Origin of the sequence: Salmonella sp. SAL04157 (genome assembly GCF_046551635.1) — a bacterium.
GTDB lineage: Bacteria > Pseudomonadota > Gammaproteobacteria > Enterobacterales > Enterobacteriaceae > Salmonella > Salmonella enterica.
On record NZ_JBGDVS010000011.1, the window covers coordinates 106,136 to 120,327 of the forward strand.

At 54.0% G+C, this 14,192-nt stretch carries 13 protein-coding genes, 1 pseudogene and 1 riboswitch; of the genes and pseudogenes, 2 read left to right on the forward strand and 12 right to left on the reverse strand.

Features of this window, described 5'->3' with window-relative positions; all coding sequences use genetic code 11:
- Positions 1-16 precede the first annotated feature (16 nt).
- The 5 genes from moaE to moaA form a co-directional block, all read right to left on the reverse strand.
- Positions 17-469 (reverse strand): molybdopterin synthase catalytic subunit MoaE, encoded by a 453-nt coding sequence (moaE, locus tag ACLJRE_RS19655; protein WP_001209385.1) that lies wholly within the window; start codon positions 467-469, stop codon positions 17-19.
- 1 nt (position 470) lies between these two features.
- On the reverse strand, positions 471-716 hold the full coding sequence (gene moaD, locus ACLJRE_RS19660) for a molybdopterin synthase sulfur carrier subunit (RefSeq protein ID WP_000598600.1): 246 nt from the start codon (positions 714-716) through the stop codon (positions 471-473).
- Positions 709-1,194 carry a cyclic pyranopterin monophosphate synthase MoaC gene (gene moaC, locus ACLJRE_RS19665; protein ID WP_000080894.1) on the reverse strand — a complete coding sequence of 162 codons (486 nt, stop codon included), beginning with the start codon at positions 1,192-1,194 and terminating at the stop codon, positions 709-711. The genes moaD and moaC overlap by 8 nt, the downstream gene beginning before the upstream one ends.
- Positions 1,195-1,196: 2 nt before the next feature.
- A complete protein-coding gene (gene moaB, locus ACLJRE_RS19670) occupies positions 1,197-1,709 on the reverse strand; it encodes a molybdenum cofactor biosynthesis protein B (protein ID WP_000084604.1) in 513 nt (170 codons plus the stop codon).
- Positions 1,710-1,730: 21 nt separating this feature from the next.
- A complete protein-coding gene (gene moaA, locus ACLJRE_RS19675; protein ID WP_000168180.1) occupies positions 1,731-2,720 on the reverse strand; it encodes a GTP 3',8-cyclase MoaA in 990 nt (329 codons plus the stop codon).
- A riboswitch (molybdenum cofactor riboswitch) is annotated at positions 2,708-2,852 on the reverse strand. Its footprint overlaps the gene before it by 13 nt.
- 264 nt (positions 2,853-3,116) lie before the next feature.
- Between moaA and yvcK the strand changes: the two genes are divergently transcribed.
- On the forward strand, positions 3,117-4,025 hold the full coding sequence (yvcK, locus tag ACLJRE_RS19680) for a uridine diphosphate-N-acetylglucosamine-binding protein YvcK (protein ID WP_001246033.1): 909 nt from the start codon (positions 3,117-3,119) through the stop codon (positions 4,023-4,025).
- 91 nt (positions 4,026-4,116) lie between these two features.
- Here the strand turns inward: yvcK and ACLJRE_RS19685 are convergent.
- From ACLJRE_RS19685 to bioB, 7 genes and pseudogenes are all read right to left on the reverse strand, one after another.
- A pseudogene (locus ACLJRE_RS19685) lies at positions 4,117-6,014 on the reverse strand (NEL-type E3 ubiquitin ligase domain-containing protein).
- A gap of 7 nt (positions 6,015-6,021) precedes the next feature.
- Positions 6,022-6,195, reverse strand: coding sequence for a hypothetical protein (locus ACLJRE_RS19690; protein ID WP_001563585.1), 174 nt, complete (start codon positions 6,193-6,195; stop codon positions 6,022-6,024).
- Positions 6,196-6,503: 308 nt separating this feature from the next.
- Positions 6,504-8,525, reverse strand: coding sequence for an excinuclease ABC subunit UvrB (uvrB, locus tag ACLJRE_RS19695; protein WP_000042502.1), 2,022 nt, complete (start codon positions 8,523-8,525; stop codon positions 6,504-6,506).
- A 650-nt stretch (positions 8,526-9,175) separates the two neighbouring features.
- A complete protein-coding gene (bioD, locus tag ACLJRE_RS19700; RefSeq protein ID WP_000167212.1) occupies positions 9,176-9,862 on the reverse strand; it encodes a dethiobiotin synthase in 687 nt (228 codons plus the stop codon).
- On the reverse strand, positions 9,855-10,610 hold the full coding sequence (gene bioC / locus ACLJRE_RS19705) for a malonyl-ACP O-methyltransferase BioC (RefSeq protein ID WP_000079908.1): 756 nt from the start codon (positions 10,608-10,610) through the stop codon (positions 9,855-9,857). Before bioC ends, bioD begins: the two co-directional genes overlap by 8 nt.
- Positions 10,594-11,751 carry an 8-amino-7-oxononanoate synthase gene (gene bioF, locus ACLJRE_RS19710; RefSeq protein ID WP_023212643.1) on the reverse strand — a complete coding sequence of 386 codons (1,158 nt, stop codon included), beginning with the start codon at positions 11,749-11,751 and terminating at the stop codon, positions 10,594-10,596. Before bioF ends, bioC begins: the two co-directional genes overlap by 17 nt.
- Before the next feature lie 23 nt (positions 11,752-11,774).
- Positions 11,775-12,815 carry a biotin synthase BioB gene (gene bioB, locus ACLJRE_RS19715; protein WP_000090727.1) on the reverse strand — a complete coding sequence of 347 codons (1,041 nt, stop codon included), beginning with the start codon at positions 12,813-12,815 and terminating at the stop codon, positions 11,775-11,777.
- Between the two features lie 86 nt (positions 12,816-12,901).
- Here bioB and bioA point away from each other — a divergent pair, with 86 nt between their 5' ends.
- On the forward strand, positions 12,902-14,191 hold the full coding sequence (bioA, locus tag ACLJRE_RS19720; protein ID WP_001556000.1) for an adenosylmethionine--8-amino-7-oxononanoate transaminase: 1,290 nt from the start codon (positions 12,902-12,904) through the stop codon (positions 14,189-14,191).
- Position 14,192: the final 1 nt, after the last annotated feature.

The following is a 14,192-nucleotide window of genomic DNA, read 5'->3' on the forward strand; positions in this document are numbered from 1 at the left end:
AGCGTATCACATTCTGCTACCAACGTTTCGCCGACTGCTGGTCGCTGTCGCGCGCTTCGACCCAGCGATCGCCTTCCGGCGTGGCTTCACGCTTCCAGAACGGCGCACGGGTTTTCAGATAATCCATAATGAACTGGCCGGCGTCGAACGCGCTACTGCGGTGCGCGCTGGTGACGCCGACAAACACAATCTCATCGCCCGGCCATAATTCGCCAACGCGATGAATCACCGTGACCCGCCCCAGCGGCCAGCGGGAACGCGCCTTCGCGACGATCTCCGCCAGAGCTTTCTCAGTCATGCCGGGATAATGCTCCAGCGTCAGCGCCTTAACGCTATCACCCAGGTTATGATTGCGCACTTTTCCGGTAAAGGTGACGACCGCGCCGTCTTCGTCGCGCGCCGCCAGCCAGGAATATTCTTCCCCGACGCTAAACGGCGCAGGGCCGACTACAATTCGCGTTTCGCGCATGTTAGCCCCCCGTGACTGGCGGGAAAAACGCCACTTCATCGCCCGCCGTCAGCGGGTGGTCAAAACTTACCAGCGTCTGGTTGACCGCCGCCAACAGCTTGCCGTCTTCCAGCGCCAGCGCCCAACGATCGCTGTTTGTCGCCAGATGCTGTCGCAGCGACTCAACGGTGGAAAAATCTGCTGGAAGCTCCAGCGCGTCAGTTCCTGTAAGCTCGCGAACCTGGGCGAAGAAAAGCACCTTAATCATGCGCATCCACCTTAAAATCCCCCGATTTGCCGCCGCTTTTCGCCAGCAGGCGCACCGGACCAATTACCATATCTTTTTGTACCGCTTTGCACATGTCGTAGATGGTTAACGCCGCGACGGACGCCGCGGTTAATGCTTCCATTTCGACGCCGGTTTTACCGGTCAGACGGCACAGAGACTCAATACGCACGCGGTTATGCTCCGGCTCGGCCTGAAGCTGAATCTCCACTTTACTTAGCAGTAGCGGGTGGCACAGCGGGATCAGCTCCCAGGTGCGTTTGGCGGCCTGAATACCGGCAATACGGGCGGTCGCGAAAACATCGCCCTTGTGGTGTTTGCCATCAACAATCATCGCCAGCGTTTCACTACGCATGGTAACGAATGCTTCCGCACGCGCTTCACGAACGGTTTCCGCTTTCGCGGAAACGTCCACCATGTGCGCTTCGCCTGCGGCGTTTATATGGGTTAATTGCGACATCGTTATTTCTTTAAATGAGGGTGAAAATTACATGGGCGTGTACGGGCATCCAACTGCGGCGCAATGATATTCTCCCATGCGGTTCTGCACGCTTTTGTGGAGCCCGGCATGGCGAAAATCAAGGTGTTATTCGCCACGCCAGCTACCGCGCGCGACTGCAGAGTTGCGGTGCCGATCTCTTCAAACGAGAGCATGCGAAACACTTCGCCAAATCCTTCCACTTCACGATCGAACAGCGGCAACAGCGCTTCCGGCGCCTGATCGCCTTCGGTCAAACCGGTCCCGCCAGTTATCAATACGACCTGCACCTCATCACTGGCGATCCAGGCGGAAACCTGGGCGCGAATCGCGTAACGGTTTTCTTTAACGATGGCTTTCGCCACCACTTCATGCCCGGCCTCCTGCGCCGAATCACGCAGATAATGACCGGAGGTGTCGTCTTCTTCGCCGCGTCGGCTGGAAACAGTAAGAATAGCGATGCGGGTCGGGATAAATTCAGCGCTGACCTGACTCATCTGAAATCTCCTTATTAAGGATTAACCGCCAATGTAAGATAAATTTTGCGTAATACCAGTATTGCTCTGGTGAAGGAAATGGGTCTGCTTTTTCTCCCGCAACGCGTCGGAAATACGTTCCTCAAGCGCGTATTGCTGCGCATCATCCTGTAACAGGTCGCGTAAACTCACGCCGCCGTCGCCAAACAGACATAAATGCAGCTTACCGACGGACGAAACACGCAGGCGGTTACAGGTGGCGCAGAAATCTTTTTCGTACGGCATAATGAGACCGATCTCACCGGCGTAATCGGGATGACAAAAAACCTGCGCCGGGCCATCGCTACGCTGGCGGAGCTGGTGGATCCAGCCGCGCTTAATCAGCTCGTCGCGTAATACCTGACCCGAAATATGATGTTTGCGGAAGAGATCGCTCCCCTCGCCCGTCTCCATAAGTTCAATGAAGCGTAGCTGAATGGGGCGAGGCTGAATCCAGGCAAGGAAGGTATCCAACTGATGGTGATTCACGTCGCGCATCAGCACGGTGTTGACTTTCACCTTTTCGAAACCGGCGTCAAAGGCGGCATCGATGCCCGCCATCACCTGGCGGAATTTGTCCTGACCGGTAATCGCATGGAACTGACGCGCATCCAGACTATCCACGCTAACATTGACGCCCGTCAGCCCCGCTTCGCGCCAGTTCGCGGCATCGCGCGCCAGTCGATAACCGTTAGTGGTCACCGCGATCTGGCGAATAGCATCATTTTCACCTACGGCGGCAATGATGTCGGTAAAATCGCGGCGTAATGAAGGCTCGCCGCCGGTAAGACGCACCTTCTCCGTGCCAAGACTGGCAAAAGCGCGCGTAACGCGACGAATTTCATCGACGGTAAGGAAACCGTTGTTAGTAACGCCGCCAGGTTTGTAGCCATCCGGCAGACAGTAGGTGCAACGAAAGTTGCACACATCGGTAATCGACAAACGCAAGTAGTAAAACTTACGCGCGAAAGCATCGGTAAGTTGTGAAGCCATGTACACCTTTCCAAATACGGGAGGCGGAGTCATTTCTTCCTGCGCCCTGGTGGCAAACGTTAAACGTTGTCACGGCCAAAGCACCATATCAAAAATGACCCAGGTGCAGAGGCTAGAGTGTTTACTGTGGTTACGCCGATACTAGCGTGTAAATGACAATTTCGCCATCACGCTTTCGCTATATAAACATATACATAGCGATATGATCGTGCTATTTAGCGACAGAATACGTGAAAATCACACTTTTACATTGATATATATCATTTAGCCGTGGTAACGCCCTCGCTATAAAGGGGTAGTCGGGAATAATTAATTGTCTTTTAGCCGGTCGGCTAATTGCTGAAAACCCGCGACTTGCGCTACTGTAGCGCTGCTTATTTGACTTCAGGAATTTTTATGCGCAATCGTACGCTGGCTGACCTTGATCGTGTCGTTGCCCTCGGCGGAGGGCATGGATTAGGACGCGTCCTCTCCTCGCTTTCTTCATTAGGTTCGCGCCTGACCGGCATTGTGACTACCACAGATAACGGGGGGTCAACTGGCCGTATTCGCCGCTCGGAAGGCGGAATCGCCTGGGGCGATATGCGCAACTGTCTGAATCAGTTAATTACCGAACCCAGCGTCGCATCCGCTATGTTTGAGTATCGTTTTGGCGGTAATGGCGAACTTTCTGGTCATAACCTCGGAAATTTGATGTTAAAGGCGTTAGATCACCTGAGCGTGCGGCCTCTGGAAGCGATTAATTTAATTCGTAATCTGCTTAAAGTGGACGCGCAGCTGATCCCGATGTCGGAGCTACCGGTAGATCTGATGGCGATTGACGATCAGGGGCATGAGATTTATGGCGAGGTGAATATCGATCAGTTAGCGACGCCGCCGCAGGAGATCATGTTAACGCCAAACGTTCCGGCGACGCGGGAAGCGGTACAGGCCATTAATGACGCGGATCTGATTCTGATTGGCCCTGGCAGTTTTTATACCAGCCTGATGCCTTGCCTGCTGCTTGATGAACTGGCGCAGGCGCTGCGGCGCACCCCAGCGCCAATGGTGTATATCGGCAATCTGGGTCGCGAACTGAGTCTGCCCGCCGCCAGTTTAACGCTGGTCGATAAGCTGGCAATGATGGAGCAATATATTGGCAAAAAAGTCATTGACGCAGTAGTGGTTGGGCCGCGAGTTGACGTCAGTGCGGTGAACGATCGGCTGGTGATTCAGGAAGTGCTGGAGGCCAGCGATATCCCCTATCGCCACGATCGTCAGTTACTACACAATGCGCTGGAAAAAGCGCTACAGGCGTTGGGTTAAGCCCGTTTACCGACGACGCTGCGCTTATCAGATGCCTGTTTACACCGAAGGGTAAACAGGCTCTCTCCCCCTTCTGATAAACTGCGTTCAGCTATCGCCAGTAGGCGCTCATGAGCGAGCTCACCTCTTTTTTCAGCAATATATTCTCCATGATCCCAGTAAAGTGGGTCTGATTGATCTCTTCCATTATCCGCATCCCAGCCATGCGCTCTGCGTCAGGATCACCCGCTATTCCTAACGCTTCCAGTTCAGCATTGACCCGGATCTGATACTCATCCGTTTCAATATACTCAGCCCTTTTAGCCATCATTTCACGCCACTCTTCTGGCGCTATACGCTCCAGCACTTTATGCCACGGCCCCCACAGCGCAAACCATTTGTGAAAATCCCTATTTTCAGCAATTTTTATCCTTAATTCCGCCTCGTCAAGGTCAGACTCAGTGATACCCGAAACGTTATAAAATCGCATATCCTGGGTCATTGTTGTCAGCGACAGCGACTCTCGTAACTGATTCTGAAAACCCAGAAATACTTCGATTTCGTCAATAAAAAACAGCCGTTTTACCTTTTCTCTCGCGAGCGATTCTATTTGCTCCAGCCGAAAGATTTCACGCCCCGCCATAATCAGTTCCGCTAAGTGGCTATCAAAGACGCCTCTTTCAGCATCATGAACCAACGTCGCTTCCTGCATTTGGTGATATGCCAGTGTGACCCGATCTTCACAGCTTATCGTTGCATCCATCGCTATAATAAATGCGGTTTCTCTTAGTGTGCTATCATCAGCCAGGCGCATTAGCCAGGCGGAGACTTGCTCCTTAAAATCCGAATGTCGGGTGTTCTGCGTATCGCCAAGACGATCCAGAAACATGCTGAAGGCTGCCGCGTTTACTTCCGTCTCAAACGCCCGCCATTGGTTGACGTCTTCCTCCTCGAGATTGGTTAGCCACCCCCGGACAGCTTGATGCAGTGGTCGAGTTACCCGAACAGTTGAAAAGTCGCCCATGGCAAACAATACCCGGGGTCCCTGATAACCCGCAGAGGACATTAGCCGCTGCATATTCTGTATTGTTCGTTCTGAAAAAGGATTACGTTCTACGATTATTCTTGTAGGTTGAGGTCCTTCACCACGAAAATGGGGTAACGACTCCGGGAGACGGACCAGGCGATTGCGAGAGGCCTGCATTATTTGTAATGCCGCCGGGAGGTTTTCCGGTAGATTACTCAATGCGTTACGGGAAACGTCCAGCGTTGTTATCGTGGGAGGTAGTGTTTCAGGCAGAACAGTAATCTGATTTTTACTTACATCCAGGAACTGTAATTCTGGTGGTAACGATGCGGGCAGACTGGTTAAGGCATTTTCGCCGGCCTCCAGATTCTTCAGGCCCGGCGGCAATGTTTCAGGCAGAGCGGTTAACGAATTACTCTGCACATTCAAATGGGTAATCCCTGACGGAAGATGTTCTGGCAGTCACGCATCCGTTGTACGGCTTCTTCACGATTTGCTGCCTCTTCCGCTGGTGCCTCTTTTACCCACTCAGACCAGATTAACTCATAATTCACAGCAACTTTGGAGCCGGAAGCGCTACTCGCCTGCTCGCTTTCTGTTACACGGGTATAGGTGACTGACTTTCCCCCTCCCTCAACGGTATAGCCCTCTGTATTAAAAATTATAGACAGAATTTCCTGACTATTTTCATTCAAAATACAGTATTGGTCTGTCCCCCCTCTATTACTCTGAATATTATCCGCATACGCCGGGAAGGCTAACTCCCTCAAACATTCAAACTTGCTTTTGATCTCTTCTGGCGAGGCGGTTTCAGGTGGATGACAAAGATAAGCGATGCAGCTTTGTGCTTCAACCTGATGTTCTGAAGAGAAAAAGGCACTTATTTTATTCCATATCTCTTCTTTTAAAGGCACCTCTGTTGATGCCTCATTGCTAATACTTTGATGCCTTGCCGTAGATTGTATATTAGTAATATTAAACATATTTTCCCTACCTGATCTGAACGTAACCTAAAGTAACAGATAAGGATATTCTCAACTTTAAACAAGAGGTCATAGTCATCATTATTTCGGACAAATCATTCAGTATTTGCAGCGCTTGACTTATAAATGCTCGCGCTTCCATCACCTCTTTTTTAAGTAGAATGATGTAATCTGTTGCCATGACACGCTTTCAACGAACTCACATAAGATTAAAATGACGATCATAAGGATAGCTATACCGATAATACGGGGCGTTTTTTTTCATAGCCGAGGAGAGAGGGAAAATTAGCGTTGGGTTCAGCCTCAACGCTAATTTTCTTCAGTTGTGATTAAACTAGCTACCCCATTGATGTTTTGAGTTTTTCGACAATCCCGTTAGTCAAAGCCTGTCACTGTTTTTCATTCCTGACTGACTTAGCCCTTACTATTGCACTGAAATTCTCAAAAGCGAGCCATGGTAACGATGACTCGCTGCCGATCGACACATTGTCAGGACGCCGCGATAAACAACTCGCGTAACTGGTGCAACTGGTCGCGAATTTGCGCGGCTTCTTCAAACTCCAGATTTTGCGCGTGCTGCATCATTTGCCCTTCCAGTTCATGAATTTTCTGCTGCAACGCTTTCGGCGTCATATCCAGTTCGACAATTCCGGCTTTTGCCGTAGAACGGCCCTTGCCTTTCCCCTTCGCTTTGGTTTTCGCAATGTTCTGCCCCAGCGCCAGGATGTCGACCACTTTTTTATTCAGCCCCTGCGGAGTGATACCGTGCTCTTCGTTGTACTTCTGCTGCTTCTCGCGACGTCGCTCGGTTTCGCCAATCGCCTTCGCCATCGACGGCGTGATTTTATCGCCATACAGAATCGCTTTACCATTAACGTTACGCGCCGCGCGTCCTATGGTCTGAATCAGGGAGCGCTCGGAGCGCAGGAAGCCCTCTTTATCGGCGTCCAGAATCGCCACCAGCGAGACTTCCGGCATATCCAGCCCTTCGCGCAGCAGGTTAATCCCCACCAGAACGTCAAACTCGCCCAGACGCAAATCGCGGATGATTTCCATGCGCTCCACGGTATCAATATCTGAGTGCAGGTAACGCACGCGCTCGCCGTGTTCTTCCAGATATTCGGTCAAATCTTCCGCCATCCGTTTGGTAAGCGTAGTGACAAGGACACGCTCATTAATGGCCGCACGCTGACGAATTTCGGACAGCAGATCGTCCACCTGGGTCGCCACCGGACGCACTTCAATAATCGGGTCCAGCAGCCCGGTCGGTCGCACGACCTGATCCACCACCTCATCACCAGATTTTTCCAGCTCATAGTTGCCGGGCGTGGCGGAAACATAGATAGTTTGCGGCGCTAAGGCTTCAAACTCCTCAAACTTCAGCGGACGGTTATCCAGCGCCGAAGGCAGACGGAAGCCATACTCGACCAGCGTCTCTTTGCGCGCCCGGTCGCCGCGATACATGCCGCCTATCTGCGGGATGGTGACATGAGACTCATCCACCACCAGCAGTCCGTCGGCGGGCAGATAATCGAACAAAGTTGGCGGCGGTTCGCCCGGCCCGCGGCCCGACAGAAAGCGGGAATAGTTTTCAATGCCTGAGCAGTAGCCCAGCTCGTTCATCATCTCTAAATCGAACTGCGTGCGCTGGCTTAATCGCTGCTCTTCAAGCAGCTTATTATTTGCCAGCAAGACTTTACGCCTGTCCGCCAGCTCATCTTTTATCTCTTCCATCGCCTGCAGAATACGCTCGCGCGGCGTCACGTAGTGCGTTTTGGGATAGATGGTATAACGTGGCACCGTTGACTCTACCTGCCCGGTTAACGGGTCGAACAGCGACAGGCGTTCCACTTCTTCATCAAACAGCTCAACGCGTAACGCGATATCGTCAGATTCAGCCGGGAAGATGTCGATCACTTCGCCGCGCACGCGAAAGGTACCACGCTGAAAAGCTTGATCGTTACGGGTGTATTGCAATTCCGCCAGCCGACGCAAAATCGCGCGCTGGTCAATCAGCATTCCCACCGTCAGATGCAGCATCATTTTCAGGTAGAGATCCGGATCGCCCAGACCGTAAATCGCGGACACGGAAGCCACCACCACGACATCGCGTCGCTCAAGCAACGCTTTCGTTGCCGACAACCGCATTTGCTCAATATGTTCGTTTACCGAAGCGTCTTTTTCGATAAACGTATCCGAACTTGGCACATACGCTTCCGGCTGATAGTAGTCATAGTAGGAGACGAAATACTCCACCGCGTTTTCCGGGAAAAACTCTTTCATTTCGCCGTAGAGCTGCGCCGCCAGGGTTTTATTGGGCGCAAGCACCATCGTTGGCCGCTGCAAGTCCGCAATGACGTTGGCAATGGTGAATGTCTTCCCGGAACCGGTCACGCCCAATAACGTCTGATGCGCCAGCCCGTCCTCCAGCCCTTCTTCCAGACGACGTATAGCGTCCGGCTGATCGCCAGAAGGTTTAAAAGCGGAATTCAGTTTGAACGGTTTACTCATGAGCGGCTACCTGAAGGAGTGAGCGGGCAGGGGTGTAATTTTACTCTCGACGGTGAATATTGCCAATAAAAAATACTGGATGAAAAAACAGTAACACTCCAGTGTATAATGGCTATCGGCAGATACCCCACGCTATTTAGAGGTAAAACATAGACAGTCGCGGGGTAAAATTCCAGCAGTGTGCTGGTTATCCCCAGACCAGAGTCTTTTTTAACATTTGTCAAGTCGGATGATGAAAGTTTTATGTCAACGTATCCCCCTTCCTTTACAACCATTGATTTTATATAACTTGCTGTCTAGAAAGGGATATTTTCTCAAGCCGTCTTTCGCGCCAATTTAGTCGCAGGCCGCGTCGCCTCTCGCTTACGTTGTGTTTTCTAACTCTAATACACAAGGTTATCCACAGGAATAGTGGATAACTGCTTCCAGCCCGTATCCCCTGCCGCCTGGCAAAATCAGCCCCTGACGTTTTCGCCGGGCGATAAAAAAAAATTATCGCTATTTTTGGCAGATTATTGGCTAACGAGAAGGGAAAAATTGAGGCGTAGACGCTCACATTTTGCACATTTTTAGCCTGGCGACGTCAGGAGGGTCTGGCGAAAGAACAGCAGGATCGTCTGATCCTGCAAGAAGGCGGTTTTTAAGCGCGGTCAGGCGCGTTCCAGGGGGCTAAGGTCCAGATACTGTCCTGTCGCCGCCTGCGATGGAGAAACGCCCAGCCACGGGATTTCCCCTAACAGCGGGGCCGGGATGACGCGGCGAAGCGTCGCGAGATATTCACCATGACGCGCGCCCGGCGGCTGTATGTCGTTGGCTATCCATCCGACAAGCGGTAATCCGGCCTGTTCTACCGCCAGCGCCGTCAGCATGGCGTGATTAATACAGCCCAGCTTGACGCCAACAACCAGAATCACCGGCAGCTGCTCCGTCTGTACCCAGTCGGCAAACGTCAGCGTGGCAGAGAGCGGTGTAAACCAGCCGCCCGCCCCTTCTGTCAACACCCAGTCTGCCTGCGCCTCCAGCGTTCGCAATCCGCGTGATAATACCGCCGCGTCTATCGCCCGGCCTTCGTCGGCGCTAACGATGTGGGGAGAGGTAGGCTCGGCAAAAGTATAAGGATTGATAGCGGAATAAGGTTGCGGCAGGCTGCTGTTACGCTGCAAGGCCAGGGCATCGCCATTGCGTAGCCCGTCGGTTGTCATTTCGCTGCCGGAAGCGACGGGCTTATAGCCTACGGTTTGATAACCTAACTGCGTTGCGGCCTGCAATAAGGCGCAACTGGCAACCGTTTTACCGACTTCAGTATCAGTACCGGTCACAAAATAGCGTTTAGTCACGTTCAATCACTCCCATAAAAAGATGGTACGTCAGCGGATATTTCCCCTGCCGCTGCGGCCATGCCAGTTGAATCTGTCTAAGCCGGGCGCGGGTTAATACATCCGACTCCCGCCCTTCATGAAGATGGGTGGCGCCAATGCCTTTAAGCGAGCGCATCGCACTCAGGGCATCCTCAAACCACAATGTCATCGCCTGAGTATGACGAGACGCCCGCCAGCCGCGCAGCGCGTGGTCAATTGCCTCTTCCGGCAAAAAGCTATTCGCGTGAGCGCGATTATCGACGGCCTGCCATGCCTGACGCAGCTCCGGCAACGACCCCTGGCACAAGGTGGTAAACGCCACCACGCCGCCGGGCCGTACGACCCGGTACAACTCGCTCAACGCATCACGTAAATCGCCGCACCACTGGACCGCCAGGTTGCTCCAGGCCAGGTCAAAAACTTCGGCGTCATGGGGAATCGCTTCGATATCCGCCAGCAAATAGTGATGCGCCGCCTGACGATCGCGCGCCTGTTGCAGCATCGCCAGCGAAAGATCCAGGGCGGTCACTTCGCTCCCCCGCTCTCGCCAGTAACGACTCATACGTCCGGGGCCGCAGCCTGCGTCCAACACACTGGCAAACTGGCGGCCTGTCAACAGCGTCAGCAGCGCATCCGCGCTGTGTTGCTGCAAAGAGGCGTGTTGTTCATATTGCGATGCGGCCCGGCCAAACGCCGCCGCAATAGCCTGCTTATTCACCTGCGCCATGCAGCACCTCCAGCAGACGGTCTATATCGCACGCTTCATGCGCCTGCGTTAACGTTAAGCGCAGGCGCGCCGTACCGACAGGCACCGTCGGCGGACGAATCGCCATCGCCCAGCATCCTTGTTGACGCAGCGCCTCCGCCAGGCGCAATGCACGGCTGTTATCGCCCACGATTAACGGCTGGATGGCGCTATGGGCATTCAGTAGCGTAAATCGGGACGCGTTAACGCCGGCCCGAAAGCGCTGAACCAGAGCGGCGAGTTTTTCGCGCCGTTCACCACCTTCATCGCTACGGATCACCGCCAGCGAGGCGCTTAACGCCTGCGCCTGGGCGGGCGGCATACTGGTGCTGTAAACCAGATGGCGGGCGAATTGCAGCAGATAATCCGCGACGCTTTCCGAGCAGAGCACCGCTGCGCCGCTGACGCCAAACCCCTTACCGAAAGTCACTACCAGCAACTCAGGCTTCACCCCCCGTTGCCAGCAGGTGCCCCGCCCCTCATCGCCAGTCACGCCGATGCCGTGCGCATCATCAACCAACAGCCAGGCATGATGCCTGCGGGCAATGTGCTGGATTTCCGCCAGCGGCGCACTGTCGCCGTCCATGCTGTATACACCTTCTGTCACCACCAGTTGCTGGCCCACGCAGGGCGATTGCAGTAAACGCGACAGATGCTGCGTATCGTTATGGATAAAGCGGCGAAGCTGCGCCGGACTCAGATTGGCGGCCTCCAGCAGGGAAGCATGACTCAACCTGTCGGCCACAATCCGGTCATTTTTTTTCATTAAGGCGGTAATGACCGCCTGATTCGCCGCAAAGCCAGAGATAAACAGTAGCGCGCGCGGATATCCTAACCATTGCGCCAGTTCCTCCTCTAACGCCCGGTGCGCCACGGAATAACCGCTGATATGACCCGACCCGCCGCTGCCGACGCCAAAACGCGTCGCTGCCTGTTGCCAGGCGCGAATAATCTGCGGGTGTTGGCTTAAGCCGAGGTAATCATTGCTGGAGAAGTTAAGATACTGTCGCCCGTTCGCTACCAGCCAGCGTCCGGCGCCCTGCGACACCACATAGCGGCGGCGCAATGTATCCGTCGCCCGACGCGCCGTCAGCGCATCGTCGACGCGTTGTTGCCAACTCATAAGGCTGCCGCGTTGTTGCCAACTCATAAGGCTGCCGCGTTGTAATAATCATCGGTGTCAGGCGTCATCAGCGTCTGCTCCAGACGTTGCTGCTGCTCGTTATCGCCCGCCAGCACCCTGGTCTGCTGCGGATTCAGCCCCAGCTTACGGAATAACTGCAGATCCTTGTCCTCTGCCGGATTTGGCGTAGTTAACAATTTGCAGCCATAGAAAATCGAGTTCGCCCCGGCCATAAAGCACATCGCCTGGGTCTGCTCGTTCATCTGTTCACGTCCTGCGGAAAGACGCACGTATGAGGTCGGCATCATGATGCGCGCCACGGCGATAGTACGAATAAAATCAAACGCATCCACGTCATCGTTATCCGCAAGCGGTGTGCCTTTCACCTTCACCAGCATGTTGATTGGCACGCTTTCCGGCGGCGTCGGCAGGTTCGCCAACTGCAACAACAGTCCGGCGCGATCGGTAACCGTTTCGCCCAGACCCACAATGCCGCCGGAGCACACTTTAATCCCTGCTTCACGGACTTTTTCCAGCGTGTCGAGGCGCTCCTGATAGGTACGGGTAGTGATGATATTGCCGTAAAACTCCGGCGAGGTATCGAGGTTGTGGTTGTAGTAATCCAGCCCGGCGTTAGCCAGACGCTGCGCCTGGCTCTCGTTCAACATACCGAGCGTCATACAGGTTTCCAGCCCCATCGCTTTGACGCCCTGTACAATCTGCTCCAGATAAGGCATATCGCGTTCATGCGGATTCTTCCAGGCCGCCCCCATACAGAAGCGGGTCGAACCGGCGTTTTTCGCTTTACGGGCGGAGTCCAGTACCTGCTCTACTTCCATTAAACGCTCGGCTTCCAGTCCGGTTTTATAGCGCGAGCTCTGCGGGCAGTATTTACAATCCTCCGGGCAGGCGCCGGTTTTGATCGACAGCAGCGTACTAACCTGTACCTGCTGCGGATCGAAATGCTGGCGATGAATTTGCTGCGCTTCAAACAGCAATTCCAGCAGTGGTTTTTCAAATAATTCGGTTACTTGCGACAGTGTCCAGCGTGGGTGGCGAGCCATCGGGCTTCTCCAAAATATGTTGTTTGTTTTTGATATGGTGTAGACTCGTAAACCTAAATCTTTTTAATTTGGTTTACAAGTCGATTATGACAACGGACGATCTGGCCTTCGATAAACGCCATATTTGGCATCCTTACACTTCCATGACCTCGCCGCTGCCGGTATATCCCGTTGAGCGGGCCGAAGGCTGCGAGCTGGTTCTCGCCTCGGGCGAACGCCTGATTGAGGGGATGTCCTCCTGGTGGGCGGCCATTCATGGTTATAACAACCCGCAATTGAACGCGGCGATGAAAGCGCAAATTGACGCCATGTCGCATGTCATGTTCGGCGGCATAACCCATCAACCTGCGGTGAATCTGTGCCGTAAGCTGGTCGCGATAACGCCTGAGCCGCTGGAGTGTGTCTTTCTGGCCGACTCTGGTTCGGTGTCGGTAGAAGTGGCCATGAAGATGGCGCTGCAATACTGGCAGGCGCGGGGCGAATCGCGTCAGCGTTTTCTGACGTTTCGCCACGGTTATCATGGCGACACGTTCGGCGCGATGTCGGTGTGCGATCCGGATAACTCCATGCACAGCTTGTGGAAAGGCTATCTGCCGGAAAATCTGTTCGCGCCGGCGCCGCAAAGCCGGATGGATGGCGAATGGGATGAAAGCGACATCGCGCCATTTGCCCGCCTGATGGCCGCGCATCGCCATGAAATCGCCGCCGTGATTCTGGAACCTATCGTTCAGGGCGCGGGCGGGATGCGCATATATCATCCACAATGGCTCAGGCGTATTCGTAACATGTGCGATCGCGAAGGCATTCTGCTGATTGCCGATGAAATAGCCACCGGGTTTGGCCGTACCGGCAAACTGTTCGCCTGCGAGCACGCCGGGATCGCGCCGGATATTCTGTGTCTTGGCAAAGCCTTAACCGGCGGCACCATGACCCTCTCGGCAACGCTCACGACACGCCAGGTTGCAGAGACTATTAGCAACGGCGAGGCGGGGTGTTTTATGCATGGCCCGACGTTTATGGGGAATCCGCTGGCCTGCGCCGTCGCTTGCGCCAGCCTGACGCTGCTGGAAAGCGGCGAATGGCGCCAGCAGGTGGCGTCTATCGAGTCTCAGTTACGCGCTGAGTTAGCCCCCGCGCAAAGTTCGCCCTGGGTGGCGGATGTGCGGGTGTTGGGCGCGATTGGGGTGGTTGAAACCACGCATCCGGTCAATATGGCGGCGCTTCAACGCTTCTTCGTCGGGCAAGGCGTCTGGATCAGGCCGTTCGGCAAGCTAATCTACCTGATGCCGCCCTACATTATTCGACCGGATCAACTGCGCTGTTTGACCCAGGCGGTCAATGACGCGGTACACAATGAAACATTTTTTAGCCATTAAT

Excerpts from the sequence above, each read along its gene's own strand:
- moaE (WP_001209385.1), bottom strand. The coding sequence starts at position 469 with ATGCGCGAAACGCGAATTGTAGTCGGCCCTGCGCCGTTTAGCGTCGGG.
- moaD (WP_000598600.1), bottom strand. The coding sequence starts at position 716 with ATGATTAAGGTGCTTTTCTTCGCCCAGGTTCGCGAGCTTACAGGAACT.
- moaC (WP_000080894.1), bottom strand. The coding sequence starts at position 1,194 with ATGTCGCAATTAACCCATATAAACGCCGCAGGCGAAGCGCACATGGTG.
- moaB (WP_000084604.1), bottom strand. The coding sequence starts at position 1,709 with ATGAGTCAGGTCAGCGCTGAATTTATCCCGACCCGCATCGCTATTCTT.
- moaA (WP_000168180.1), bottom strand. The coding sequence starts at position 2,720 with ATGGCTTCACAACTTACCGATGCTTTCGCGCGTAAGTTTTACTACTTG.
- yvcK (WP_001246033.1), top strand. The coding sequence starts at position 3,117 with ATGCGCAATCGTACGCTGGCTGACCTTGATCGTGTCGTTGCCCTCGGC.
- ACLJRE_RS19690 (WP_001563585.1), bottom strand. The coding sequence starts at position 6,195 with ATGGCAACAGATTACATCATTCTACTTAAAAAAGAGGTGATGGAAGCG.
- uvrB (WP_000042502.1), bottom strand. The coding sequence starts at position 8,525 with ATGAGTAAACCGTTCAAACTGAATTCCGCTTTTAAACCTTCTGGCGAT.
- bioC (WP_000079908.1), bottom strand. The coding sequence starts at position 10,610 with ATGGCGCAGGTGAATAAGCAGGCTATTGCGGCGGCGTTTGGCCGGGCC.
- bioF (WP_023212643.1), bottom strand. The coding sequence starts at position 11,751 with ATGAGTTGGCAACAACGCGTCGACGATGCGCTGACGGCGCGTCGGGCG.
- bioB (WP_000090727.1), bottom strand. The coding sequence starts at position 12,815 with ATGGCTCGCCACCCACGCTGGACACTGTCGCAAGTAACCGAATTATTT.
- bioA (WP_001556000.1), top strand. The coding sequence starts at position 12,902 with ATGACAACGGACGATCTGGCCTTCGATAAACGCCATATTTGGCATCCT.